We start from the raw sequence: 24,163 nt of genomic DNA, 5'->3' as shown, positions 1-24,163 counted from the left end.
ATATAAGGTAATAAAACCTATAAGTCAACTAGGAAATTGCGGAATTAAAAAAAGATGGCAAAATGCCATCTTTAATGCCCAGCTCCAGGGACAAGTAAAAACGTCGTGTAGTATGTAAATCCTATGAAGAAAACAGTTAAATATGCCCCGAATACGTATATATACATACGCTCTGTTAATTTTAAATAGCTTAAAAGTACGAAGAATCCTGTTTGTCCTAAAAATAGTAGTGCGGTCGAGTGCATATCCCCTACGTAAAACATAACCGAGAAAATTCCAGTCCAAAAGCCGAGAACGCGAAACATGCGCTCCATGCCATCTCCCTCCTTTTCTAAAAAAAGTAAACCTCTCCTCATTATAGTTTATTTTTCTTACTATTGTAAATATTCGTTCATACAAAAAGAAGCCATTTATAAATGGCTTCTTTTTATACGGAAAATTAAATTGTTAGTTTATAATTACAAGATTTACATCCATCTAGTAGACTATCATTTCGTGTTAATTCCGTGTTAGGGAATAGGATTTCAAAAATCCCTTTCATCATATCTCCGTGCATATTGCAAATTTCAGTTGGGTGATGAACAGCAACTTCTTTAAATGGACAATTGTGTACATCATAGAAAATTTTTGTTCCGTCTGCACTTAATTCAAATGCTGGTGATAAGCCAGCTGTCGAAAAGGCTTCTTTTGCAATTTGAATTTTTTGCTCTACTGTTAAAGCATCTTCACTCACATGTAAACGCTGCATATGTTGTTGCATTAATTCAGCCCCAAATTGTTTTCCTGTTTCGTATAGCGCTTTTTCACCAGCAGCGCCAAGGCTAAGTAAAGAATTAAATGCTATTCTTGCTAACAATTGATAATCACGGAATGGAAATTGCAATTGGATAACATCTTCAGATAATACATATAATCTGCTTGGTCTTCCGCCTTTTCCAGTTTTCTTTGTTTCCGATTTCAGCATATGAACATCTTCTAATTTAGATAAATGCAAACGTGCTACGTTTGGATGAATGTCAAACTCATCTGCAATTTCTTGTACAGTTACGTAACTATGTTTTTGAGAAATATATTTATAAATGTAATAACGAGTTGGGTCAGCTAAAACACCTGTAATTTTTAAAGCTTGTTCCATGAGGATCTCCACCTTTATCACTTTATCCAAGATAATAACATTATAATACAGATAAACTTCCATATAGGTAATTTCAGACAATAATTCGGAAATTGTTCATAATTTCACAAACATATTTTGCCTTTTCCCTCTGGTGAAAATACAAAAGTTCCAATTTTTCTTATGTGTTTTTTCGTGCTATATACATAGTGGGGAGGGAAAAATGATGAATGGAATTGAAAGTTTTGCGAATATGATTTTGAAAGAAGCATGTAGGGTACAAGCATCGGATTTACATATTGTACCCCGGCAGAAGGATGTAGTGGTTCAACTGCGTATAGGGAAAGATTTAATGACGAAACAATACATTGAAAAGGAATTTGGAGAAAAACTTGTTTCACACTTTAAATTTTTAGCATCCATGGATATAGGGGAGAGGCGGAAGCCGCAAAATGGTTCACTGTATTTACAAATGGATGGACAAGAAGTGTATTTACGCCTTTCCACGCTTCCAACCGTATACCAAGAAAGTCTCGTTATTCGCCTTCATTTACAAGCATCTATTCAGCCGTTATCTCATCTTTCATTATTTCCAAGTACAGCGAAAAAACTACTCTCTTTTTTACAGTATTCACATGGGTTACTCGTATTTACTGGACCGACAGGTTCTGGAAAGACAACAACAATGTATGCATTATTAGAGGTAATTAGAAAAAAGAAAACACGTCGCATCGTTACACTGGAAGATCCAGTTGAAAAAAGAAAGGAAGATGTATTACAAATTCAAATAAATGAAAAAGCAGGTATCACATATGAGGCGGGACTGAAGGCTATTTTACGTCATGATCCCGATATTATTTTAGTCGGTGAAATTCGTGATGAAGAAACAGCGAAAATAGCTATAAGAGCAAGTTTGACTGGACATTTAGTAATGACGACACTTCATACTAAGGATGCGAAAGGGGCGATACTCCGATTTATGGATTTTGGCATAACGAGGCAAGAGATTGAACAATCTTTATTGGCTATAGCTGCACAGCGACTTGTCGAATTGAAGTGTCCGTTTTGCAAAAGAAAGTGCTCAACTTTATGTAAATCAATGAGGCAGGTAAGACAAGCGAGTATTTATGAGTTGTTATATGAATATGAGTTAAAACAAGCGATTAAAGAAGCAAACGGGGAATGTGTCACATACAAGCATGAAACATTAGAATCTTCGATACGAAAAGGATACGCTTTAGGATTTATAGAAGAGGATGTTTATGTTTAAGAAAATATGGAGTTTAAGTGATCAAGTGGTATTACTGAAACGATTAGGAGAACTGTTAGAAAAAGGATACTCCCTTTTACAGGCATTAGAATTTTTACGGTTTCAATTACCTTTAGAAAAGAAAGTACAATTGCAGCGCATGATTGATGGATTAAAAGATGGAAAAAGTCTACACGATTCTTTTCATCAATTAATGTTTCATCAGGAGATGTTAAGCTACTTATTTTATGCCGAGCAACATGGTGATATTTCTTTTGCGTTGCAACAAGGGAGCGCACTTCTTTATAAAAAGGTTAAGTATAGGAAAGATATGATGAAAATAATGCAGTATCCTATGTTTTTGGCGTTCTTTTTAATAATCATGATTTTTGTTTTTAACCGCATTTTATTACCGCAGGTTGACATGGTATATAGTTCGTTTGGTTCTACAGCACCGTTACTTACAGAACAAATACTAAGTACAATTAAGCTACTACCCTACCTGATGTTTAGTACTATTTTTATCTTTATGATTGGATGTAGTTTATATATGTTTTACTTTCGGAAACTCCCACATATGCAACAGGTAAAAATTATGCTTCGTATTCCCCTCATAAAAACATTTCTTATTATAAAGCATTCGCATTATTTCGCCACTCAATTGAGCGGTTTATTACACGGCGGACTATCAGTACTTGAGGCTCTAACAATAATGATGGAGCAAAAATATCATCCGTTCTTTCAATATGAAGCGGGACGAATTGAACGCCAATTAATTGCGGGAGAACCGTTGCAATCTATTATTGCTAAAAGTGGATATTATGAGAAAGAACTTTCTTATATTATTACGCATGGACAAGCAAACGGTAATTTGGCGATTGAATTAGGTGACTATAGCGATCTTATTATGGAAAAGATGGAACAAAAAATTAAGCGTATGTTAGTGATCATTCAACCGATTTTATTTACGTGTATTGGAGGGATAGTTGTTCTTATGTATTTAGCGATGATTATGCCAATGTTTCAAATGATGAATTCTATTTAGGAGGTATTTTCATGCAGAATGAGGAGGGGTTTACCCTTTTAGAAATGTTATTAGTTATGGTCGTCATAACTGTATTATTACTATTAATTATTCCAAATGTAGTTACACAGCGTTCATCCGTCGAAGGAAAAGGATGTAAAGCCTATGTAAAATCTATAGAAGCGCAAATACAAGTATACCAATTGCAACATAATAAAATTCCCTCGCTAAAAGAGCTAAGTGATGAAAAATATATTACATCTGATAAGTGTCCGAATGGTGAATCCATTCATATTTCAAATGATGGCACAGTATCAAGTGGGAAACTGTGAAACAACAAGGTTTTACTCTTTTAGAAATGCTACTCGTTCTATTTGCAATTTCTATACTAAGTATGGTCACGTATTTTAACGTACATTCATTATATGAAAAACAAAAAATTGAACAATTTTTGAGACAGTTTTCAAATGATATTTTGTATATGCAACAATTAGCGATAAACCGTCAAAAACATTATACATTACGATGGCATAAAGATAGGCATATGTATTATATAGGGGATTCGAGTACGAATCTTTCTATCATTAAAAGAGAATATGATAGCGATGTACAAATTGATTTGAATACTTTTCCTAATCCAATGACATATAATCCGAGTGGAAATATTAATAGAGGTGGAACAATTTTACTCTCGTATCGAAGTTATAAATATGAGGTTGTATTTCAGCTTGGAAGAGGGAGATTTACGTATCGTGAAATGTCAAAAAGGGTCAGTGATGGCTGAAATGCTTGTAGCATTAAGTATATTAATGATGGCGGTATCTTTACTACTTCCGCAAACAGTATTGATTATGCAAGAACGAAAAAACATACAAATTCGTTATAAGGCATTTGTATTATTAAAAAGAGAAGCAGCTTTATATATGTATGAGAATGAGACAAAGCAACAGAAAGAAAAAGTCATAAACGGAAATGTATATTACACATATTGGGGAGGAAATGAAGTTTGTGCTATGTGGAAAGATGTGAAAGGAAGAATGATGGAACAATGCTTTTATGCAGGAGAAAAAATAAATTAGAAGTTGGATTTACATTAATAGAAATGATCGTATGTTTTTTTCTGTTATCACTGTTCTTTTTACTCTTGCCACGTTTACATTTTATTGGAATAGAAAACAACCAATCAAAAGGATTAAATAATTGGGAATGGGATGTGTTTTTAGGACAAGTACAGTTAGAGTTTCGTGAAGTATCATTTGTAGAAAAAATAGTCCCTGAGAATAAAGGTAGTCTTTTGCGCTTTCGCCTTCGCACTGGAGATGAAGTGACGTATGAAAAATTGAATAATCATCTTATAAGAAAAGTGAATATGCGCGGAAGAGAAGTTATATTACAAAATGTTGAAATGGTTTCGTATGAAGTAACACCTCATTTGCTCTTTATAAATGTGAAAGATAGGAGCGGGAAAATATATGAAGGTGTAGCTGTAAGGTATAGTGGTATGGAAATAAATGTATGAGGAAACAAGGTGGATTTACGATGCCAGGAACAATCATTTTTCTTGTATTATTAACTTCGTTCTTTGTATACGAAACAAATATGTTGCTTATAGATAAAAAATTTTATATTGAAATAGAGCAAAAGTTTGTACTGGAGGAACTACTAAATCGATCTATTACAAATATAAAACAGGACTTACAGCAAAAAGAAAAGGAAGATACTTTTTTCTTTCAATATGAAAAGGGCGAAGCAAGTGGAAATTATGTCTTTGAAAACGATGTTATTCTCGTTTCGTTGCAGTGCAAAATAAAACAAGAAGTTTTTTATAAAGTAAGCTTTCGGTATAGAAAAAAGGATGAGAAAATATTCGATTGGATAGAAGGATAGTATGTAAAATATATGGATAAAAAACCATGATTTCTCATTTGAAAATAGGCTATTTTTTTAAGAAAATGGATAAATAAAACGATTAAAAGTTTAAATTTTCTCAAAAAAGAGAAAGGTAGAAAGAATATGATATATTCATGCTATCCAAACATATTTTTTAGGGAGAATAGGGAAATGACAAATAACAATCAAATAGGTGAAAATAAGGAACAAACTATTTTTGATCATAAAGGAAATGCAATTATGACAGAAGATAGGGAAATACAAATTATTTCAAAATTCGAAGAACCTCTTATTGTCGTGTTAGGAAATGTATTAAGTGATGAAGAGTGTGAAGAATTAATCGAATTGTCTAAAAATAAGTTAGCACGTTCTAAAGTTGGTTCATCACGTGATGTAAATGATATTCGAACAAGTAGTGGTGCATTTTTGGATGATAATGAACTTACTGTGAAGATTGAAAAACGAATTTCATCTATCATGAATGTTCCTGCGTCGCATGGAGAAGGATTACACATTTTAAATTATGAAGTGGATCAACAATATAAAGCGCACTATGATTATTTTGCAGAACATAGTAGATCAGCTGCTAATAATCGTATCAGTACGCTTGTAATGTATTTAAATGATGTAGAAGAGGGCGGAGAAACGTTCTTTCCGAAATTAAATCTTTCTGTGAACCCTAGAAAGGGAATGGCAGTATACTTTGAGTATTTCTATCAAGACCAATCACTAAATGAGCTTACGTTACACGGAGGGGCACCTGTAACGAAAGGTGAGAAGTGGATTGCAACGCAGTGGGTGAGAAGAGGTACTTATAAGTAAAAGTGTGTATGTGACGTTTTGTTCTTCATTGCATAATGAGAACAAAACGTTTTTTTATTAATTAATGTAATCTTTCGTTATAATAACAAATAATAACGGATGATTGAGAGGAACGAACATGAAATCTATATACATAACCGGTTATATGGGAGCTGGGAAAACAACAATTGGAAAGGCATTAAGTAAAGAACTTCATATGGATGTTGTCGATACAGACCAAAAAATTGAAGAGAAGCAAGAGAAGGAGATCCGTGAAATTTTTGCCGAGGAAGGCGAAATGGCTTTTCGAGAATATGAAAGTGAAATGTTACGTTCACTCCCCAGTTGTAATGTCATTATTACAACTGGCGGCGGAATCATTGAGCGAGAGGAAAACCGAAAGTGGATGAAGGAGAATGGAACTGTCGTGTATTTATATTGTGATCCACATCTAATTGCAGAAAGGCTTCGTGAAGATACGACACGTCCACTATTTCAGAAGAAAGATATAGAGGCATTTGTGACGAAATTTGAATCGCGCCGAGCTTATTATGAAGAGGCTCATATTCATATCGATACGACGAATAAGTCTGTAAAGCAAATTATGAATGAATTGAAAGAAAAGATTAATGCATAAAAAAGTGGACATACTAATCAAGTAGAGGTGATGATAATATGTCTACTAATGATTATGTTCGCTTTGTGACACAGCAGTTTGTGTCATATATGGATGCTCCAAAAGAAGATCGTAAACAAAAGAAAGAACAACGCCGTGCTGAAAAAGAGCCATTTATGAATAAGTGGTTTGGTGTTATGCCGCTTAGTGCTGCTTTGTTTTATCGAAATGTAAAAAATAAAAGAAAAAAATCAAGTTAACGATTTCGTAATATGTCTAGCAAAATGAAAATCCCCTAGTAGTATGATACTACTAGGGGATTTTCATTTACTGCACAGATTCTTTTTCCTCTGTAACGCTATGTATTTTATTGTTTACCCAGACAAATCCAATTCCGATACAAATGGAAATGCCCCACCCAACAGCGGTCATAATCGCCCTCATTTCACCATAGCCATCTACACCGAAAACAGAGATGAAATAAATTTTTAAGAAGCTTTTTAATATGAATTGTAGCCCGAAAAATAGCGTTAAATATTGTAGTGCTGGATAGATACGACTATCACGATACAGCTCACGACTTTTATCACGGTCATGGCCTTGCAATGCGGCAATATCTGCTGCGAAATATAACATAAGTGGTTTTTTTATAAAAATTGTACATGTGACGATAACGCCGAGTACGATGTGATAATACGCATCGTTCCACAACATTCGTTCGGCTGATCCAGATAATAAATCTACCGTTGTATTAGAAATGAGTGTAATTAAAATAAAGAACCCTGTCACGTTAAACTGTTTTTCTTTTTTAAAGGTATACAGTGTATAAATAATCCCCGGAACAGAGGAAAGTAACATCGCGTAATAAGGGTCGATATAAGGTTTTGCGAATTTCCAAATGAGGAATGGGATTACGAGATAAAACACAAGATCCAATATAGCTTTTTTATTTTGATTCATACATGGCCTCCTTAAGTCATACATATATTTTATAATATAATTTCTGAAAATTATATAAGGTTTAGTGGGAAAAGCAAAAGTATATTCATATTTGAGGTATTGGTAGATTAAAAAATTGCCCCTAGCGTAGTAAGTTTTTTTAGTATATAATAAAGGAAACGCTTTCATTTTTTGGTTTGTTCACAAAATGGACGGAAAATCACATAGTTACTGTCGATATGTTGCTTTATAATGAAACTAATTAAATATACATGCATACAATATTGTGAAATAAATAACATAAATAATCTATATAAATGTAAACGTTATCAAAATAGAGAGGTGGAAACAATGAGTAAATTTTTCTTCAATCATAATCCAGCAACAGTAGAGGATGGAAGGCTTGTTAAGTATGCTGAAATTATTTATGGAGAAGGTGGCCGTTCTGTATTAGAAAATTTAATGGTGAAGGCATCTATCAGATTGCGTGATCGTTATCCGAATAAATCTGACGAACAGATCTCGAACCTCGTAAATAAAGGCATCCATGATATGTTTCGAAAATATGTGAGTGAGTAAGAGTAGCCGATGGCTACTCTTATTTTTTTTGCATAAGGATGGTGCCTCTAGCTGAAAATAAGGGTGTATTTTGAAAGATATAAAAGGAGTGAAACAGATGAGCAATGGAATTGGCCGTTCAAAAGAAAATCTTCCAACTGATGCAAATCATGTGAGTGCAAAGGATCGTGCGTATCAAAAACGTATGGCAAAGCAAAAACAACAAGAGCGTAATGGCGATAGAGGATAACGCAAAGTAAAGCTCCTTCTAAAACAGAAGGAGCTTTTTAAGATAGAAAATGATTCGCGGTAACATAAAAAAGTCCACCGTTAATAATTTGCACTGTAATGCGGGGTTCATACTGTTCTTGCAGTGCTTGTTTTTCAATTTCATAGCTTTCAGGAAGTTCATCACTTTCTTCATAAAAACGATTTAAAAGGTCCAAATCGTGATTCCAGCGCACCCTTGCTTCTTTCGCCCACGTATGGTCATCTTCTGCAATAATGCTTTTTAAAGCATCCTCTATGCGTTGTAAACCGCTTTGCGGTTTAATGATAGGCGAGAGCGTAAAACAAAAGTCAGGTATTTTCGGTGTGAGTTTAATTTTAGCTAATGTTTCATGAAAGTTTGCAATCATTGTGCCAGAAATAAGATGAATTCCAATGGAGTGGAGGATATCTTTTTTTCGATCACATTGATAGGAAACTTTAATATTTACACCGAGCCACGGATGGAGCGGTGTATGTGTCGCCCCGCTATGCCGTACTTCCTCATATAAACGTATGTAAGACCCTAATTCTTTTGTCGTTTGAAAAATTTGATGAAGACGTGGTGAACCGTAGTGAATAAGCTCGCCATCGTTTTCTTCATTTTCTGGATTTGTAATAAGGGTAAGGCGCATCGGATTCGGTACGCCTCCTGTTTTCTCAAGATAGTGCCAATAAAAAGGGCGGTTCATTAATAATTTATCCATCTCAATTGTTAACTGCACGTCTAATAATTGAGGAGAACGCTCTAAAATTTCGCAGTTATTCGCCTCGAAAAAATTGTATAAGTAATTATGAATTTCATGTTGCTGCATAGCCTTGCACCTCAGCTTCATTTCGTTTCGCGAAGTCGATAATAGATGTTAAGTTTTCCATCTTAATTCGGATTTCTCCTTCGCTTTTTGATTGCGCAAATATTTCTTGAATGTGCGCGTCGATGTTTTTCATATTAATTCTCGTTAAAATTTCATCGAGTTCACCGATAACACGCTCGAATAAATTGATTTTTTCATATAACAGTTTCAAAATATGTTCTTCAACAGTGTGTTTTGTAGCTAAGTTATAAATATGAACATCATTCTTTTGACCAAGACGGTGAATACGTCCGATTCTTTGTTCAAGGCGCATTGGGTTCCATGGTAAGTCGTAATTGATCATATGGCTACAAAACTGTAAGTTAATCCCTTCACCACCAGCTTCAGTTGCAATTAACACTTGCGCACGGTTTTGGAAAAGTTCCTTCATCCAATCTTTCTTCCCGCGTTTAAACCCACCGCGGAATGGTACGGAAGAAATACCGTGTTGTTGTAAAAACCATTGTAAGTACATTTGTGACGCTCTATATTCCGTGAAGATGATGACTTTATCGTCAATTTCTTTTATAAGCTCTAGAGCTTTATTCGCTTTTGAGTTAAAAGGAATATGATTAATTTTGTCCATTAGCACATCAATATGCGGGTCTTTTATGTAATGTTCATTTTCCTTCTGTCGTTTTTCTACATGTTTTTTTAATGAATAGTAAACAGCCTCACGACTACTGCACGCTTCCCGTTTTAAAGTTAACGATGAGAAAGCGGATGTGAAGGCATCTTGTCCTCTCCAATTTTCAATATCATTATATAAAGCTTGCTCTTCTTCATTAAACTCAACAAAAATTGTACGTACATGTCTCTTTGGCCAATCAATTCCGGTATTATGACGCCGATTTCGGACCATTACTTTGTTAATAAGAGCTTTTAAATCTTCATCAGATTCGGCAGAACGATTTTTTGAAGCGTAATATTCTTCAAAGTTGGATTGATTGCCTAAATGTCCTGGTTTTAATAAAGAAACGAGGTTGAAAATTTCATCAATCTTATTTTGAACAGGAGTAGCAGTTAATAATAAACAAAATTTCTTTTTTAAACGTTGTGCAAATTCATAGTTTTTTGTTTTATTATTTTTAAGTTTATGTGCTTCATCGATAATAATAAGGTCATATTCTAAGTTCAAAACGATATCACGATGCGGTGAACGTTTTGCAGTATCAATGGATGATACAATCACATCGGCTTGTTCCCATGAATAGCTTTTCTTTTGGGCTACAGCTGGAATGAAAAACTTTGTATTTAGTTCGTATGCCCATTGTGATACGAGAGAGGCCGGGACGAGTATAAGTACTTTTTTCACAAGGCCACGGACCATATATTCTTTTAAAATAAGTCCAGCTTCAATCGTTTTCCCAAGTCCTACTTCATCTGCTAGAATCGCTTTGCCATTCATTTGTTCAATGACATTTTGAGCCACTTCTAATTGATGAGGAAGCGGTGTGAAATGAGATAAATGTTTCGGTGCTTGTAGTCCATCGAAAGTAGGAACAAGTAACGATTTTTCTGTTTCATAAGCTAAATGGTATAAATCCCAGTTTGTCCAAGGGCCATCTTCGTCAATTCTATTTAAAAAATTGTTTTGCCACGTCCGATCTACGGAAATATCGACATTCATTATGACTCTCCCACCTTTTATAAACTAAAGTAATTATGAAAAAATCTTTATTATATAAGCCTTGTAACAAGGCGCTATTACACATACTAAAAGTTAAAGAATAGGCAAAGATAAAGGGCTAAATTTTGAAAGTTGTATTTAATAGGATTAAGAATAAAAAATTCTAAATTATTTTTTATGCTAGAATATTGATGAAATATAGCGAATAATGTTAGGATAATGGTGTGAAATGTATGGAATCTTTCGTATTTTATCCAAGAAAGTGATTTTTTATTTACGCTTTCATAAAAAAATGTAATGAGATTCCGTATATCCTATCTTTTCAGAGTGAAAATGTTTAGATAAGGGAAACAACTTTTATTGATTTGTCAGAGCATAAGGGGGAGAGAGCATGATTACATTACAACGTACACCGTTATTTGATGTATACGCGAAGTATGGTGGGAAAACAATCGACTTCGGTGGTTGGGAGTTACCAGTTCAATTTTCAAGCATTAAAGAAGAACATGAAGCTGTACGTACAGCGGCAGGTTTGTTCGATGTGTCTCATATGGGAGAAGTTGAGGTAAAAGGTGTAGATAGTTTAGCATTTTTACAACGTGTTGTTACAAATGACGTATCTACCTTAAAGGTAGGAGGCGCACAATATACAGCTATGTGCTATGAAAATGGTGGTACAGTAGATGATTTATTAATCTACAAACGTGGTGAAGAAGACTATTTATTAGTAATCAATGCATCAAATATCGAGAAAGATTACGAATGGTTAGCTAGCCATGTAATTGGCGATGCGACAGTAGTCAATGTTTCTAGTGAAGTTGCACAGCTTGCAATCCAAGGACCAAAAGCAGAAGGCATTTTACAAAAAGTTGTGTCAGAAGATTTGAAAGAAATTAAGTTCTTTAAATTTAAAAACGATATTCTTGTAGATGGAATTCCAGCACTTGTATCTCGTACAGGTTACACAGGTGAAGATGGATTTGAAATTTACTGTAAGAGTGAAGATGCTGCAAAACTTTGGGAGAAACTTCTTGAAGTTGGAGCAGAAGAAGGCTTAAAAGCATGTGGTTTAGGTGCTCGTGATACACTTCGCTTCGAAGCAACATTACCACTTTATGGTCAAGAATTATCAAAAGATATTACACCGATTGAAGCTGGAATTGGCTTTGCGGTAAAACCAAATAAAGAAGCAGACTTCTTTGGAAAAGAAACGTTAAAAGAACAAAAAGAAAACGGGGCGCCTCGCAAATTAGTCGGCATCGAAGTAATCGAACGTGGAATTCCTCGTACGCATTACCCTGTATTTATTGGAGAAGAAAAAATCGGGGAAGTAACGAGTGGTACACAATCTCCAACGTTAAAGAAAAGCATTGGTTTAGCACTAATTGATGTAAAATACGCAGCAGTTGATACAGAAGTAGAAATTGAAATTCGTAATAAACGCGTCAAAGCAGTAGTTGTTCCAACACCATTTTATAAACGTTCAAAGTAACGGGGAGAGGGGTAGATTTCATGTTGCATCGTTATCTTCCAATGACAGAAGAAGACAAAAAAGAAATGTTACAAACGATCGGCGTTCAAACGATCGATGAGTTATTCTCTGATATTCCAGAGAGTGTTCGTTTTAAAGGGGATTTAAAAATTAAAGAAGCAAAATCAGAGCCAGAGCTTTTAAAAGAGTTATCTCAAATGGCTAGTAAAAATGCTAACTTAAAAGAATATGCTTCTTTCTTAGGAGCAGGCGTATACGATCATTATGCTCCAGTAATTGTAGATCATGTTATTTCTCGCTCAGAATTTTATACAGCTTACACGCCATACCAACCAGAAATTTCACAAGGGGAATTACAAGCAATCTTTGAATTCCAAACAATGATTTGTGAATTAACAGGAATGGATGTAGCAAACTCTTCTATGTACGACGGAGGTACAGCTTTAGCTGAAGCGGCAATGCTAGCGGCTGGCCATACTCGCAAAAAGAAAATTCTTGTATCTAGTGCAGTGCACCCGGAATCAAGAGCAGTACTTGAAACGTATGCAAAAGGTCAACATCTTGAAGTTGTTGAAATTAATCATAAAGATGGTGTAACAGATTTAGACGTATTACAAAGTGAAGTAGATGATACAGTTGCTTGTGTAATCGTTCAATATCCAAACTTCTTCGGACAAGTTGAAAAATTAGCTGATATTGAAAAAATCGTTCATCAACAAAAATCATTATTTATCGTTTCTTCAAATCCATTATCATTAGGCGCACTAACACCACCAGGAAAATTTGGTGCTGATGTTGTAATCGGTGATGCACAACCATTTGGTATCCCAACGCAGTTTGGTGGACCACACTGTGGTTACTTTGCAACAACGAAAGCATTTATGCGTAAAATTCCAGGACGTCTTGTTGGACAAACTGTAGATTCAGATGGTAAACGTGGGTTTGTATTAACGTTACAAGCACGTGAACAGCATATTCGTCGTGATAAAGCGACATCTAATATTTGTTCAAACCAAGCGTTAAATGCATTAGCAGCTTCTGTTGCAATGACAGCGCTTGGAAAACAAGGTGTGAAAGAAATGGCACGTCAAAACATTTCTAAAGCACAATACGCAAAACGTCAATTCGAAGCGAAAGGCTTCACAGTAACATTTGCTGGACCTTTCTTCAATGAGTTCGTTGTAGATTGCAAACGTCCAGTAAAAGAAGTAAACGACGCATTACTACAAAAGAATATTATCGGTGGTTACGATCTAGGTCGTGACTATAAAGAATTTGATAATCATATGCTTTTAGCAGTAACTGAGCTTCGAACAAAAGAGGAAATTGACACACTTGTAAATGAAATGGGGGCTATCCAATGAAGAACCAAGACCAAGCACTTATTTTTGAAGTGACTAAAGAAGGACGCGTAGGATATAGCTTACCCAAATTAGATGTAGAAGAAGTGAAACTAGAAGATGTGTTTGAGAGCGATTATATTCGAGTAGAAGATGCAGAGCTACCAGAAGTATCAGAACTTGACATTATGCGCCACTATACAGCACTTTCAAACCGTAACCACGGCGTTGATTCTGGGTTCTATCCACTTGGATCTTGTACGATGAAATATAATCCGAAAATTAATGAGAGTGTAGCTCGTTTCGCAGGATTTGCAAATATTCATCCACTTCAAGATGAAAAGACAGTACAAGGTGCAATGGAATTAATGTACGACTTACAAGAGCATTTAATCGAAATTACAGGTATGGATACTGTTACTTTACAACCAGCAGCTGGTGCACACGGAGAATGGACAGGCTTAATGTTAATTCGTGCATACCATGAAGCAAATGGTGACTTTAACCGTACGAAAGTAATTGTGCCTGACTCTGCTCACGGAACGAATCCAGCATCCGCAACTGTAGCTGGTTTTGAAACAATTACAGTAAAATCAAATGAAAATGGTCTTGTTGACTTAGAAGATTTAAAACGTGTTGTAAACGAAGAAACAGCAGCACTTATGTTAACAAATCCTAATACATTAGGTCTATTCGAAGAAAACATTTTAGAAATGGCAGAAATTGTCCATAACGCAGGCGGTAAATTATACTATGATGGTGCAAACTTAAATGCGGTATTAAGCCAAGCGCGCCCAGGAGATATGGGGTTTGACGTTGTGCATTTAAACCTTCATAAAACATTTACAGGCCCTCACGGCGGCGGTGGCCCAGGTTCTGGTCCAGTAGGTGTGAAAGCTGATTTAATTCCGTACTTACCAAAACCAATTTTAGAGAAAACGGAAAATGGCTATCACTTTAACTACGATCGTCCAGAAGCAATTGGGCGTGTAAAACCATTCTATGGTAACTTCGGAATTAACGTTCGTGCATACACATATATTCGTTCTATGGGTCCAGATGGGCTACGTGCAGTAACTGAGTATGCTGTATTAAATGCGAACTATATGATGAGAAGATTAGCGCCATTCTATGATCTTCCATTCGATAGACATTGTAAGCATGAGTTTGTATTATCAGGTCGTCGTCAAAAGAAACTTGGTGTACGTACATTAGATATCGCAAAACGCCTGCTTGATTTCGGTTACCATCCACCAACAATTTACTTCCCATTAAATGTGGAAGAATGTATTATGATTGAGCCGACAGAAACAGAATCAAAAGAAACATTAGATGGTTTCATTGATAAGATGATTCAAATTGCTAAAGAAGTAGAAGAAAATCCAGAAGTTGTACAAGAAGCGCCGCATACAACGGTAATTAAACGTTTGGATGAAACATTGGCTGCTCGTAAACCAGTTTTACGTTATGAAAAGCTAGCTCCTGTACAAGTTTGATTAGAATAACTAAGGAAGGACTCGCTATATGCGGGTTCTTTTTTTGTATGGAGAATTTATTCCGCTATTTGCGGGCTAATAATCAGTGGGAATGGACAAAAACCCCCACTGATTAAGGTTTCACTTTATGCAGAAGTAGTGAAGAAAATGTTAAAATTTTATATTTTTTGTTTCATAATGGTGTAAAGAAGCGGTTTTATAGGTGATTTTGTTGAAAAAGTCGGTTTGATAAAAGTATTTATTTTTGTTAGAATTTTATTGAAATTAAGAAGATGTAATGAGATAGGCATAACTCATTTTTATGTATATGTGAAAAAACGAGCAAGGTGGGGGTGAAAATGTGGGATATCGGTGTTATAGAATGATATACCATTTAGAAAACGGAAAAACGATTAAAGATGTAAAAGAATTTTGTTATCGAGACCAAGGAAAAGTACTAGAAAGAGTAGCGCATCGTGTAATGGATAATAGAGAAGTGACGGCAATTGATAAGCAAGGAACGATCATTTCAATAGCATGTGAGGACATTGTAAAGGTGGAACTTGATTACATAACAGAAAGTTAACCTTGAGTCATATCGAATTATTCGATAAAATATACTGTTGAATGGTGAAGTGAGAAGAGAGGAGTTTATTATGGGTAGTACAAGACACTTTTATATGTTTATCTTAGCGTTTGTTCTTGTTGTGGCATTAACGATTTATTTAATTGTTGATAGCACTTGGTACAACACAGTTCATCCAGCGTTCCTGCTGTTTATGTATGTAGGAATTGCGGTAGTGAGTTTCGGAATGAGAGATGAGATGTTAGATCGCTTTGAAAAGTGATACATATACGAAAGACCAACAGGAAAATGTTGGTCTTTTTTTCTTGCCAAAAATAGGATGGTGTGTATATACTGTATATATAAAGTATGTACAGTATATACACACACTGGAGGAAAACATGAATATTATTATTTCGAATTCTTCCCAAGACCCTATTTATGTGCAAATAAGAAAACAATTAAGCCAGCTTATTTTAAATGGTGGTTTAAAGGGTGGAGATCAATTACCGTCTATTCGTAGCTTAGCGAAGGAATTACAAATTAGTGTAATTACAACGAAGCGTGCGTACGAGGAGCTTGAAAAAGAAGGATATATAGAAACTGTTGCTGGGAAGGGGACTTATGTTTCACGTAAAAATAATGAACTACTAAAAGAACAAAGGCTGCGTCTATTGGAAAGTAAAGCAGAAGAGGTTGTAAATGAAAGTAAAGCGTTGCAGCTTTCACTTGAAGATTTACAGCAGATGATTGCGTGTTTATATGAGGGGGAATAAGAGATGTTAGAGCTAAAAAACGTTTGTAAGAGTTATCAAGATTTTGCAGTGAAAAATATAAGTTTTACGTTACCACGCGGATATATTATGGGATTTGTCGGACCGAATGGAGCAGGGAAAAGTACGACGATCAAAATGATTATGAATTTAATTAGAAAAGATAGTGGTGATATAAAAATTTTTGGCAAGGACAATAAAAAAGCCGAGAAGGAAATAAAACAAAATATTGGTTTTGTATATGATGAAAATCATTACTACGAAGATTTAACGTGTGAACAAATGAAACGTATTATTGCACCGCTATATAAAAAGTGGGACGAAGAGCAGTATCAATCGTATATGCATAGATTGCAAGTTCCGAAGTATAAAAAAATTAAAGAATTATCAAAAGGGATGAAAATGAAATTTGCGATTGCTATCGCACTTTCGCACCACGCGGAGTTCATCATTATGGACGAACCGACAGCAGGATTAGATCCGGTTGTTCGAAGTGAATTACTTGATATGCTGCAAGAGATTGTAATGGAGGATGAAGTATCTGTATTATTCTCAACTCATATTACAACAGACTTAGAGCTCATTGCAGATTATATTACGTTCATCAACGATGGAGAAATTATATTTACTGGTGAGAAAGATGAACTAATGGAGAACTACGTAATCGTAAAGGGAAGTAATGATTTATTAGACCGAGAAGGAAAAGAGCTATTTGTTGGATTACGAAAAAATAAATTTGGTTTTGAAGGTTTAGCGAAGGATAAACAAGCAATTGTCGATTGGTTTGGAAATGAGGTTGTAATAGAAAAGCCTACATTAGATGATATTATCGTTTACACTGCGAAAGGGAGAGGTGCCTATGCTTCAGCTCATATATAAAGATTTGTTCTTTTTTCGGGGGATATGGGTAGTGTATCTTATTATACCTTTTGTATTCTTTTTATTTGAAAACGGTGATGAAATGCTGTTTCCTATGAGTTGTTTATTTATAACTCTTTCCTCAGTTACGATACTAGTCGTAATAGATGAACGAAATACAAGCGACATTATTATGAATAGTTTACCGTTAAGTAGAAAGAAAATCATAATTGCTAGATATATTTCCAGTGCAATATTTATTGTAGGTGGCATGTTCTCTACGATGTTGGTTGCTTTTCTTATAAGAGGTATCGCTGTTATTGGTGATATAGGTGCATATCATCCTAATTTATACATTGAAATTCCATGGTATGGAGTAGTAAATGGGCTTATTTACGCCGTGTTTTTAGTTGTCACCTTTTACCCTAGTTATTATGGTACAAAATCGAAGATAGTAAGAAGTATAATATCAGCAGCCTCAATAGGAGTGGGTGGGATACTTTGGATATTTATTAGTGATGGACTGAATAAAACAGCACCTTCGTTCATTGAGTGGATTATGAATCCTATGCATGTTGGTATGTTTATAGTTGGAATTATTACATTAGTTAGTATTTACATTGCTTCTATGTTTCTTACAATTAAAATTTATGAAACACGTGATTTATAGAGAGGAGAATTCAGATGCAACAGTTGATTTTGAAGGAGTTTTTCTTACAGAAGAAGATATTTCCTTTCTATTTTTTAATACCTATGTTATCTATTTTTAAGGATTCCGTTCAACCAATGGGGATTGCAATAGGATTATTTATAACATGTAGTACAATTATTTATATTTCTTTTTATCATGAGGAGAAAAGTAAAGCAGAAAAAGTATTAGTGAGTTTGCCTATAACGAGACAAGAGATAGTTATAGCTAAATATATTTCAAGCACAGTATTTATTATGGTTGGTTTGAGTGCAACTTTTATAGTCATAATATTAAAAAATATTTTGTTGGACGGGGATATAGTTATGCCTGGATATGCAGTGTTTTCAGGAATAGTAGCAACTTTGATTTATTGTGTAGTAACGATACCTACTAATTACATTGGAGGATATAAAGCTATTACTGTCTTGAATGTGATTATGATTTTTCCTTTAATGGGTATGATTGGCTTTATGTGTAATATTTTTGGTGATAAAACAATTATGTTAAAAGTACTTCACTCTCAAGAGGCTACACAAGCAATGGGTGTTCTTGGTATTGGAGTATTAGTGAGTATATTCATATCAATGTTCCTCTCAATGAAAATGTTTCAGGAGGCAGAGTTATAGAAGGGACATTTTCATATTAGGAGGTGTAATACATGATCAAGCAATTAGTTTTAAAAGATATGATGATGCAAAGAAAGTTAGGGTTTGTTTATCTTATATGTTTCTTGTTTCTGCTCATTGTTGATTTTCGTAGTGATAGTTTTTTGATGACGTTTAGCATGTTTGTACCTGCTCTTGGCATGATACTGTCAATGAGTTATGAGGGGAAAAATAAAAGTGAACTGATAGTAAATAGTTTACCGTTTGACCGTAAAGATATTGTCATAGGAAAATACATATTTGTAAGTATTTTAGTTGCTCTAGGTGGATGTTTTTCACTAGTGGTTGGTTTAATACAGCTACAAGATGGGCATATGACTGGATTTATGCTGTGGGGAGAAATTCTCGGAGGTATAACAGGTGGGTTTGTTTGTAGCATAATTGTACTTCCGATTGAATTCTCAGTAGGATATAGCAGTGCAAAACAAATTGCTCCGTTCGCCGGACTTGCGTTGGGGTATTTAAGTGGACTGATTGTAAGTAACGTCTGGTTAGATGTAGAAAATGTTTGGAGCACGAGTCTAGTTGTAAATGTTTGTTTTATAGCAGGACTTATTCTTTTGTATATTATGTCCATGTTGCTTTCAGTTAGCTTGTATAATGAACGTGATTTATGAGGGGAGGAGTAATCGTGAGGCAACTCATAATAAAAGATTTTATTATGCAATGGAAGCATTTAATATGGTGCTTAATATACCCTCTTTTTTTGTATATGACATTAACAGATATTAAAAGCTTTTACGTAATTATGTCAGCTATAATTCCAGTTATAGCAATTTTAAAAACATTTAATGACGATAAAAAATATAATAGTGAAGTAATATTAAATAGTTTACCGCTAGCGAGAAAGCAAATTGTGTTAGCTAAATACATAATGGCACTTATTATTTTTATTATAAGTATGATAGTGTCTAGTCCTGTAGTAATCAATCGATTTGAAGATGGAACTTTTGAATTTATAACGACAACAGTAATTACGATTTCTGGCTTTGTTTTTATATATTTTAGCATTGTTTTACCGATATTGTTTTGGTTTGGCTATAAAAAAGCTTCTTTTATTACGTTTTTCATACTAATAGCACCGACAGCAATTGGTACTATGTTCTTTGAAATCAGCATGGAACAAATTCAACTATACAACAGCGTGTTATTCGTTAGTTCAATATGCATATTCATAGCATCTGTCTTCGTTTCAGTGAAATTGTATGAGAAGAGAGAATTTTAAAAGGTGCCCTATAAAAGGCACCTTCTTCAATAACGACAATAGGAAAGTAAGAGTTTATCCCGCTTTAACGGGCAGTAAGACCCCCACCTCAAAATTCAGTGGAAGCAAAGAAGTTAGGTGGGGGATCAACTGTCCGTAAAAGTCCGATTGGTTCAACTAATAATCAGTGGGGGGATAAACAAAACCCCCACTGATTAAAGTTTCACTTTATAAACAGAGAGGCTGTTTGGTACAACATCTTTTGGAGTATGTAATATAAAGCTGAAAACGATAACGAGAATGAGAAAGAGGAAAAATAAAAATAGGATCTGCTTATGTATAGAATTTTGCATATTATCCACTCCTTTTTTAGGTAGTATGTCCAAAAGAAAGGAGTGTATGAAAAATGTTAGGGGGGAGAATGATGAATAAAAGAAAATGGTTCTATAGAATAGGGGTACTTTTCGTTTCAATCGGTCTCATATTATCAAATTTTTATTCAGATATACCATCACCGTTTCCTAATTTACATAAAGGGGTCTGTATAAGTGTTGTCATAGTTGGTCTTCTTTGTCTTATCGCATCAAACTTCTATAGAAAGTCTGAATGAATATAAAAAAGGACAGTTACTCTTTTTCAGAAGTACTGTCCTTTTTAAATAACTTATTCCATAGCTTGGCGATACTCCATATAATGACGATTGCAATGGAGGCAATAATGGACCAAACGATTGATATCATTTCAAGTGTCATGTTAGGAAGGAATGTGAGAATGGATATTACTTTATGAAACAACCATTCTATTATATGAAAACTTATTTGTAATAGAATGACGATACCGAGTGTAATCCATGCTAACATTTGCTTTCCTTTTTCTTTCCACATGACAGTCACCTCGCGTTAGCTTAATAGTTTTAAGCCAACAGCGCCGCATAGAATGCAGCTTAAGAAGGCAAGGCGACGCCAATCCGCTGATTCGCGGAAAATTAGAATGCCTAGAAGTGCACTTCCGGCAGTTCCAATTCCAGTCCAAATCGCGTAAGCAGTTCCCATCGGTAATGTGTTCATCGCAAGAGATAAGAAGAAGAAGCTTACGCCGAAGTTAGCGATTAAAATAACTTTTGGTGCCCAGCCTTTCTTTTCAGTGGCTACTTTCATAAAGAGTACACCAATAATTTCACAAATACCAGCTAGAATTAAAAATACCCAAGCCATTTTATGCGGCCTCCTTTGCTTCTTTTTCTTCTGTTACTCGTTTTAAACCAATTACGCCAAAGAAGATTAAACCAATTAATAATACTTTTACAATAGAGAAAGGTTCTCCGAAGACGAAAATCTCTGTAAGAACGATTCCGCCGGCTCCAATTCCTGTGAAGACTGCGTATACAGTGCCGACAGGTAAATCTTTATAAGCTCTAAATAATAAGACGAAACTAATTGTAATTAATAGCGCAACACCAGCCCATTCAAGTGGTGCCTCCGCTTTTTTTAGTCCAATCACCCAAAAGATTTCAATAATACCAGCTATGATTACATAAATCCAAGCCATATGTCATTTCTCCTTCCTACCAGTCGTTAGGTAAAGGGCTTAAAAACGACGCATTGCAAAGGAGCAATCCGTCAGTTTGAAAGTCCGCGCCAAAATACTTTCCAAGAAGCGTCTAAACGTGTCTCAAAACGATTTAAACCTGCGTACAGTAGTTCAACCATAAGACCGTCAAGTAAGCATAGAAAAGCCTCTAAGGCATCTTTTACTTCAATGTTATGCAGCTCATCTTGTTCGCTTGCTCTTTTAAATACAGGGAATAAAAGTTTTCCGACGTTTTCAATGTGCACATTCGCTTTATTAATAATTTGTTCGCGAAATGCATCAGGCGGAAAATAAGAAGTTCGTAACCAAAACATTGATTCTTCACTTTCACCAAATCGTTTTGCATAGCCCTTTAGTAACTGTAAGAGCAATTCTTCGGTAGACGAATTTGAAAATTTTTCGATATCGCCTGTGAAGCTCTGCAAATCTTTTTGAAGAGCGGATTCTAAGCATATAAAATATAGCTCTTCTTTTCCTTTAAAGTGTGCGTAAATTGATGGTTTTTTAATCCCAACTTCTTGAGCAATATTTGCTAATGAAGTTCCTTCGTAGCCGTAGCGTGCGAAATGAGAAAGTGCTACAGCTTTAATGCGGTTTGCTGTCATTTTCATCCCCTACCTACCGTTCGTTAGGTTAATTATATGCGAGTAAAAATATAAAGTCAATAGGTGAAGAGCTGAAAAAGAGCGCTATAGATAACGCTCTTTTTAGACAGTATCTCGCTCGATTAAATGGAATGAAAGTTCTTTTGCGTTCCCAATAATTTGCTCACTTTGGATTTGTTTATGGAATAAAGAAAACGCATGTGAGCCCATTGCGAGACCGGGATGCTCAATTGTGGAAATTTCTAAAGCCTTTGAAATTTCATGATTATCAAATCCTAGGATAGCAAGGTCTTCGGGTACTCGAATGCCATGTTTTCGAGCCTCTGTTAATAAACCAGCTGCAACTTGATCGTTCGCTGTAAAAATAGCGGTTGGACGATTTTTCATGTTTAAAATACGATGGAGTATTTGTGCACCGTCCTGCATTGTATAGCATTGATGAAAAATCCATTCGGGATGTAATGTTTTGCCCTCGTTACGGAGTGTATCAGCAAACGCTTTTTCACGTTCCATGGAATTTGCACTTGTTTTTCTTGCTAAACAAATCCCGATTTTTTCATGACCTTTACTGAGTAAATAGGCAGTACCAAGACGGAAGCCTTCATAATGATCTACGTAGACAGACGAAATGAGGGGGTGGTTCATTTTTTCGCATGAAATAATAGGAGCAAATTTTGCGAAAGGTTCAATTTGTTGCCATGAACTCGTTCGGGAACAAATAATCATCCCGTCGAATTGTTTCATTTTCATCATTTCAAGAACGCGTATTTCTTCAATACTATCGTAATTCGTTTGACATAAATTAATGTGATATCCAGCTGCTAACGCCTCGTTTCCGATTCCTTCAATAATGGTACTGAAGTATGGAAGGTTAATGAAAGGGAGCATGACACCGATCGTATATGTTTTTCCCTTTATTAAATGAATAGCATTTATATTTTTTGCATAGTTCAATTCTTCAACAGCATCTAGAACACGCTTACGTTTTTCATCTTTTACGTAAGGGTGATTATTAAGGACGCGGGAAACAGTTGATATGGATACACCAGCGGTTTTTGCAATTTGTTTTATATTAGCCATATGTATCACCTCTTTCCCTTATTATAAAGGGAAAATAATAAGAATGAAAAAATCTTGACCTGAAAAGCTTTTCACAAACTATGTTATAAACATGACTTCTGTTATTCGCGTAACCTTTTTATTTGGGCGTGAGAATGATGGGGGTCTTTTTTGCGTCTATAAAAGAGGTTTTGTCAAAATGTGTGAGAATAACGTGGAAAGTTTTCAAAGGTGGAGTTTCATAACGAAGCGAATATGAAGAGCATATAAACGCTTCATTCGTAAAGAAAGCGGTATGAAGAAAGGGCGGAAACAAATTGAAAAAAGGAATCATTTGTTTCGTGTTTTCTAGTCTAGTGCTAAGTTCATGTTCGTTTCAGCAAACGATGCAGGAGGAAAAAAACTTTGTGGGAACAACAGGGGGAGCTATGGATCGTGTTACGGATCCAATTCCGCTGAAGGAGCTTCCAAAATATTTTCCAGTGAAATTTAAAGTTCCAGCGTTTTTACCGTACGACATTACGAGTGATGTGAAGGGGGAAGTCAGAACGATTGGAAAAAAGAACGCTGTCTTAATGATTAAATATAAACAGCGGGAGCCGGGTAGAAATGAGTATATTGAGTTAAATGTTGCGAACTTTCCTTATAGTTTTCCGGATCTTGTGGAAGAGAAGCAATTTCAAGAACAAATAAAATTGAATAATGGAGCATTCGCTTATTTTAAAAATAAGGATGATTCCAAGCGAGGGGATGAATTTGCTACGCTTATATGGAAAGAGAAAGCACTTGAATATCAGCTCTTGTATCGTAATGCACAAGAGAATGATAAAGATGTGATTAAGCAAAATTTATTATACATTGCAAATAATATGGAATGAAAAAACTAGCTGAATCATTCAGCTAG

At 35.1% G+C, this 24,163-nt stretch carries 35 protein-coding genes and 1 pseudogene; 25 read left to right on the top strand and 11 right to left on the bottom strand.

The annotated features are described in order from the left end of the window. Positions 1-71 precede the first annotated feature (71 nt). On the bottom strand, positions 72-314 hold the full coding sequence (locus tag ACXY7N_RS12210) for a DUF2626 domain-containing protein (protein WP_000440713.1): 243 nt from the start codon (positions 312-314) through the stop codon (positions 72-74). Positions 315-439: 125 nt separating this feature from the next. Continuing rightward, entirely contained in the window at positions 440-1,135 is a 696-nt protein-coding gene (locus tag ACXY7N_RS12205; RefSeq protein WP_016086286.1) for a helix-turn-helix transcriptional regulator, read from the bottom strand. A 205-nt stretch (positions 1,136-1,340) separates the two neighbouring features. Here ACXY7N_RS12205 and comGA point away from each other — a divergent pair, with 205 nt between their 5' ends. The 10 genes from comGA to ACXY7N_RS12155 all read left to right on the top strand — a co-directional run bounded on the left by comGA (position 1,341) and on the right by ACXY7N_RS12155 (position 6,954). Further along, a complete protein-coding gene (gene comGA, locus ACXY7N_RS12200) occupies positions 1,341-2,384 on the top strand; it encodes a competence protein ComGA (RefSeq protein WP_033659772.1) in 1,044 nt (347 codons plus the stop codon). Continuing rightward, positions 2,377-3,408, top strand: a complete 1,032-nt coding sequence (comGB, locus tag ACXY7N_RS12195) for a competence type IV pilus assembly protein ComGB (RefSeq protein WP_016086288.1) — start codon at positions 2,377-2,379, stop codon at positions 3,406-3,408. Before comGA ends, comGB begins: the two co-directional genes overlap by 8 nt. Positions 3,409-3,419: 11 nt before the next feature. Continuing rightward, positions 3,420-3,719 (top strand): comG operon protein ComGC, encoded by a 300-nt coding sequence (gene comGC, locus ACXY7N_RS12190; RefSeq protein WP_016086289.1) that lies wholly within the window; start codon positions 3,420-3,422, stop codon positions 3,717-3,719. Then, the gene (comGD, locus tag ACXY7N_RS12185) at positions 3,716-4,171 is read left to right on the top strand and encodes a comG operon protein ComGD (RefSeq protein ID WP_016086290.1); all 456 of its coding nucleotides are present in this window, start codon (positions 3,716-3,718) and stop codon (positions 4,169-4,171) included. The genes comGC and comGD overlap by 4 nt, the downstream gene beginning before the upstream one ends. Further along, positions 4,164-4,466, top strand: coding sequence for a competence type IV pilus minor pilin ComGE (comGE, locus tag ACXY7N_RS12180; RefSeq protein ID WP_033659770.1), 303 nt, complete (start codon positions 4,164-4,166; stop codon positions 4,464-4,466). Before comGD ends, comGE begins: the two co-directional genes overlap by 8 nt. Next, positions 4,436-4,906, top strand: a complete 471-nt coding sequence (comGF, locus tag ACXY7N_RS12175) for a competence type IV pilus minor pilin ComGF (protein WP_016086292.1) — start codon at positions 4,436-4,438, stop codon at positions 4,904-4,906. Before comGE ends, comGF begins: the two co-directional genes overlap by 31 nt. Then, positions 4,903-5,274: a competence type IV pilus minor pilin ComGG gene (gene comGG / locus ACXY7N_RS12170; RefSeq protein WP_033659769.1), complete on the top strand. Its 372-nt coding sequence runs from the start codon at positions 4,903-4,905 to the stop codon at positions 5,272-5,274. Before comGF ends, comGG begins: the two co-directional genes overlap by 4 nt. 174 nt (positions 5,275-5,448) lie before the next feature. Then, a complete protein-coding gene (locus tag ACXY7N_RS12165) occupies positions 5,449-6,099 on the top strand; it encodes a 2OG-Fe(II) oxygenase (protein ID WP_016086294.1) in 651 nt (216 codons plus the stop codon). A 118-nt stretch (positions 6,100-6,217) separates the two neighbouring features. Then, complete coding sequence (gene aroK, locus ACXY7N_RS12160; protein ID WP_016086295.1) at positions 6,218-6,715, top strand: shikimate kinase AroK; 498 nt, start codon at positions 6,218-6,220, stop codon at positions 6,713-6,715. A 38-nt stretch (positions 6,716-6,753) separates the two neighbouring features. Beyond that, positions 6,754-6,954 (top strand): YqzE family protein, encoded by a 201-nt coding sequence (locus ACXY7N_RS12155; protein WP_000106081.1) that lies wholly within the window; start codon positions 6,754-6,756, stop codon positions 6,952-6,954. A 67-nt stretch (positions 6,955-7,021) separates the two neighbouring features. Here the strand turns inward: ACXY7N_RS12155 and ACXY7N_RS12150 are convergent, their stop codons facing one another. After that, positions 7,022-7,654 carry a VC0807 family protein gene (locus tag ACXY7N_RS12150; protein WP_016086296.1) on the bottom strand — a complete coding sequence of 211 codons (633 nt, stop codon included), beginning with the start codon at positions 7,652-7,654 and terminating at the stop codon, positions 7,022-7,024. Positions 7,655-7,793: 139 nt separating this feature from the next. Further along, positions 7,794-7,911, bottom strand: a pseudogene (locus tag ACXY7N_RS12145) (GTP pyrophosphokinase). A gap of 73 nt (positions 7,912-7,984) precedes the next feature. Between ACXY7N_RS12145 and ACXY7N_RS12140 the strand changes: the two are divergent. After that, the gene (locus ACXY7N_RS12140; protein WP_000032704.1) at positions 7,985-8,212 is read left to right on the top strand and encodes a hypothetical protein; all 228 of its coding nucleotides are present in this window, start codon (positions 7,985-7,987) and stop codon (positions 8,210-8,212) included. Positions 8,213-8,309: 97 nt separating this feature from the next. Next, entirely contained in the window at positions 8,310-8,441 is a 132-nt protein-coding gene (locus ACXY7N_RS12135) for a hypothetical protein (RefSeq protein WP_000064669.1), read from the top strand. A gap of 37 nt (positions 8,442-8,478) precedes the next feature. On the opposite strand, the gene ACXY7N_RS12130 is transcribed toward ACXY7N_RS12135, so the two are convergent. Beyond that, positions 8,479-9,273 carry a YqhG family protein gene (locus ACXY7N_RS12130; protein WP_001183975.1) on the bottom strand — a complete coding sequence of 265 codons (795 nt, stop codon included), beginning with the start codon at positions 9,271-9,273 and terminating at the stop codon, positions 8,479-8,481. Beyond that, positions 9,260-10,942 (bottom strand): DEAD/DEAH box helicase, encoded by a 1,683-nt coding sequence (locus ACXY7N_RS12125; protein WP_001100033.1) that lies wholly within the window; start codon positions 10,940-10,942, stop codon positions 9,260-9,262. The genes ACXY7N_RS12130 and ACXY7N_RS12125 overlap by 14 nt, the downstream gene beginning before the upstream one ends. Before the next feature lie 391 nt (positions 10,943-11,333). Between ACXY7N_RS12125 and gcvT the strand changes: the two genes are divergently transcribed. The 12 genes from gcvT to ACXY7N_RS12065 all read left to right on the top strand — a co-directional run bounded on the left by gcvT (position 11,334) and on the right by ACXY7N_RS12065 (position 20,615). Further along, complete coding sequence (gcvT, locus tag ACXY7N_RS12120) at positions 11,334-12,434, top strand: glycine cleavage system aminomethyltransferase GcvT (protein ID WP_000631766.1); 1,101 nt, start codon at positions 11,334-11,336, stop codon at positions 12,432-12,434. A 20-nt stretch (positions 12,435-12,454) separates the two neighbouring features. After that, entirely contained in the window at positions 12,455-13,798 is a 1,344-nt protein-coding gene (gcvPA, locus tag ACXY7N_RS12115) for an aminomethyl-transferring glycine dehydrogenase subunit 1 (RefSeq protein ID WP_016086297.1), read from the top strand. Next, positions 13,795-15,270: an aminomethyl-transferring glycine dehydrogenase subunit 2 gene (gene gcvPB / locus ACXY7N_RS12110; protein ID WP_016086298.1), complete on the top strand. Its 1,476-nt coding sequence runs from the start codon at positions 13,795-13,797 to the stop codon at positions 15,268-15,270. The genes gcvPA and gcvPB overlap by 4 nt, the downstream gene beginning before the upstream one ends. Before the next feature lie 361 nt (positions 15,271-15,631). Further along, positions 15,632-15,835 (top strand): DUF3929 family protein, encoded by a 204-nt coding sequence (locus ACXY7N_RS12105; protein ID WP_000639160.1) that lies wholly within the window; start codon positions 15,632-15,634, stop codon positions 15,833-15,835. Between the two features lie 70 nt (positions 15,836-15,905). Beyond that, positions 15,906-16,097 carry a hypothetical protein gene (locus ACXY7N_RS12100; protein WP_000535935.1) on the top strand — a complete coding sequence of 64 codons (192 nt, stop codon included), beginning with the start codon at positions 15,906-15,908 and terminating at the stop codon, positions 16,095-16,097. A 118-nt stretch (positions 16,098-16,215) separates the two neighbouring features. Continuing rightward, a complete protein-coding gene (locus tag ACXY7N_RS12095; protein ID WP_001021358.1) occupies positions 16,216-16,590 on the top strand; it encodes a GntR family transcriptional regulator in 375 nt (124 codons plus the stop codon). A gap of 3 nt (positions 16,591-16,593) precedes the next feature. Beyond that, positions 16,594-17,466 carry an ABC transporter ATP-binding protein gene (locus ACXY7N_RS12090; RefSeq protein WP_016086299.1) on the top strand — a complete coding sequence of 291 codons (873 nt, stop codon included), beginning with the start codon at positions 16,594-16,596 and terminating at the stop codon, positions 17,464-17,466. After that, entirely contained in the window at positions 17,447-18,115 is a 669-nt protein-coding gene (locus ACXY7N_RS12085; RefSeq protein WP_016086300.1) for an ABC-2 transporter permease, read from the top strand. The genes ACXY7N_RS12090 and ACXY7N_RS12085 overlap by 20 nt, the downstream gene beginning before the upstream one ends. Before the next feature lie 14 nt (positions 18,116-18,129). Then, on the top strand, positions 18,130-18,762 hold the full coding sequence (locus ACXY7N_RS12080; RefSeq protein ID WP_016086301.1) for an ABC-2 transporter permease: 633 nt from the start codon (positions 18,130-18,132) through the stop codon (positions 18,760-18,762). A 32-nt stretch (positions 18,763-18,794) separates the two neighbouring features. Then, entirely contained in the window at positions 18,795-19,418 is a 624-nt protein-coding gene (locus tag ACXY7N_RS12075) for an ABC-2 transporter permease (protein WP_000595378.1), read from the top strand. Positions 19,419-19,432: 14 nt separating this feature from the next. Beyond that, positions 19,433-20,026 (top strand): ABC-2 transporter permease, encoded by a 594-nt coding sequence (locus tag ACXY7N_RS12070; protein WP_001249397.1) that lies wholly within the window; start codon positions 19,433-19,435, stop codon positions 20,024-20,026. Positions 20,027-20,429: 403 nt separating this feature from the next. Then, positions 20,430-20,615, top strand: coding sequence for a hypothetical protein (locus tag ACXY7N_RS12065; RefSeq protein WP_033659768.1), 186 nt, complete (start codon positions 20,430-20,432; stop codon positions 20,613-20,615). Positions 20,616-20,631: 16 nt separating this feature from the next. Here ACXY7N_RS12065 and ACXY7N_RS12060 read toward each other — a convergent pair whose 3' ends face one another. The 5 genes from ACXY7N_RS12060 to ACXY7N_RS12040 form a co-directional block, all read right to left on the bottom strand. Beyond that, entirely contained in the window at positions 20,632-20,889 is a 258-nt protein-coding gene (locus ACXY7N_RS12060; protein ID WP_016086303.1) for a DUF3975 family protein, read from the bottom strand. Positions 20,890-20,904: 15 nt separating this feature from the next. Next, the gene (locus ACXY7N_RS12055; RefSeq protein WP_000312623.1) at positions 20,905-21,219 is read right to left on the bottom strand and encodes a DMT family transporter; all 315 of its coding nucleotides are present in this window, start codon (positions 21,217-21,219) and stop codon (positions 20,905-20,907) included. Position 21,220: 1 nt separating this feature from the next. Continuing rightward, complete coding sequence (locus ACXY7N_RS12050; RefSeq protein ID WP_000312344.1) at positions 21,221-21,553, bottom strand: DMT family transporter; 333 nt, start codon at positions 21,551-21,553, stop codon at positions 21,221-21,223. A gap of 71 nt (positions 21,554-21,624) precedes the next feature. After that, on the bottom strand, positions 21,625-22,206 hold the full coding sequence (locus tag ACXY7N_RS12045; protein ID WP_003267456.1) for a TetR/AcrR family transcriptional regulator: 582 nt from the start codon (positions 22,204-22,206) through the stop codon (positions 21,625-21,627). 96 nt (positions 22,207-22,302) lie between these two features. Next, positions 22,303-23,280 carry a LacI family DNA-binding transcriptional regulator gene (locus ACXY7N_RS12040; protein WP_016086304.1) on the bottom strand — a complete coding sequence of 326 codons (978 nt, stop codon included), beginning with the start codon at positions 23,278-23,280 and terminating at the stop codon, positions 22,303-22,305. Positions 23,281-23,600: 320 nt separating this feature from the next. Between ACXY7N_RS12040 and ACXY7N_RS12035 the strand changes: the two genes are divergently transcribed. Then, positions 23,601-24,137: a hypothetical protein gene (locus ACXY7N_RS12035; RefSeq protein WP_033659892.1), complete on the top strand. Its 537-nt coding sequence runs from the start codon at positions 23,601-23,603 to the stop codon at positions 24,135-24,137. Positions 24,138-24,163: the final 26 nt, after the last annotated feature.

Source organism: Bacillus sp. 5w2, assembly GCF_054353775.1.
This window is presented reverse-complemented; position numbering and strand designations above follow the sequence as displayed.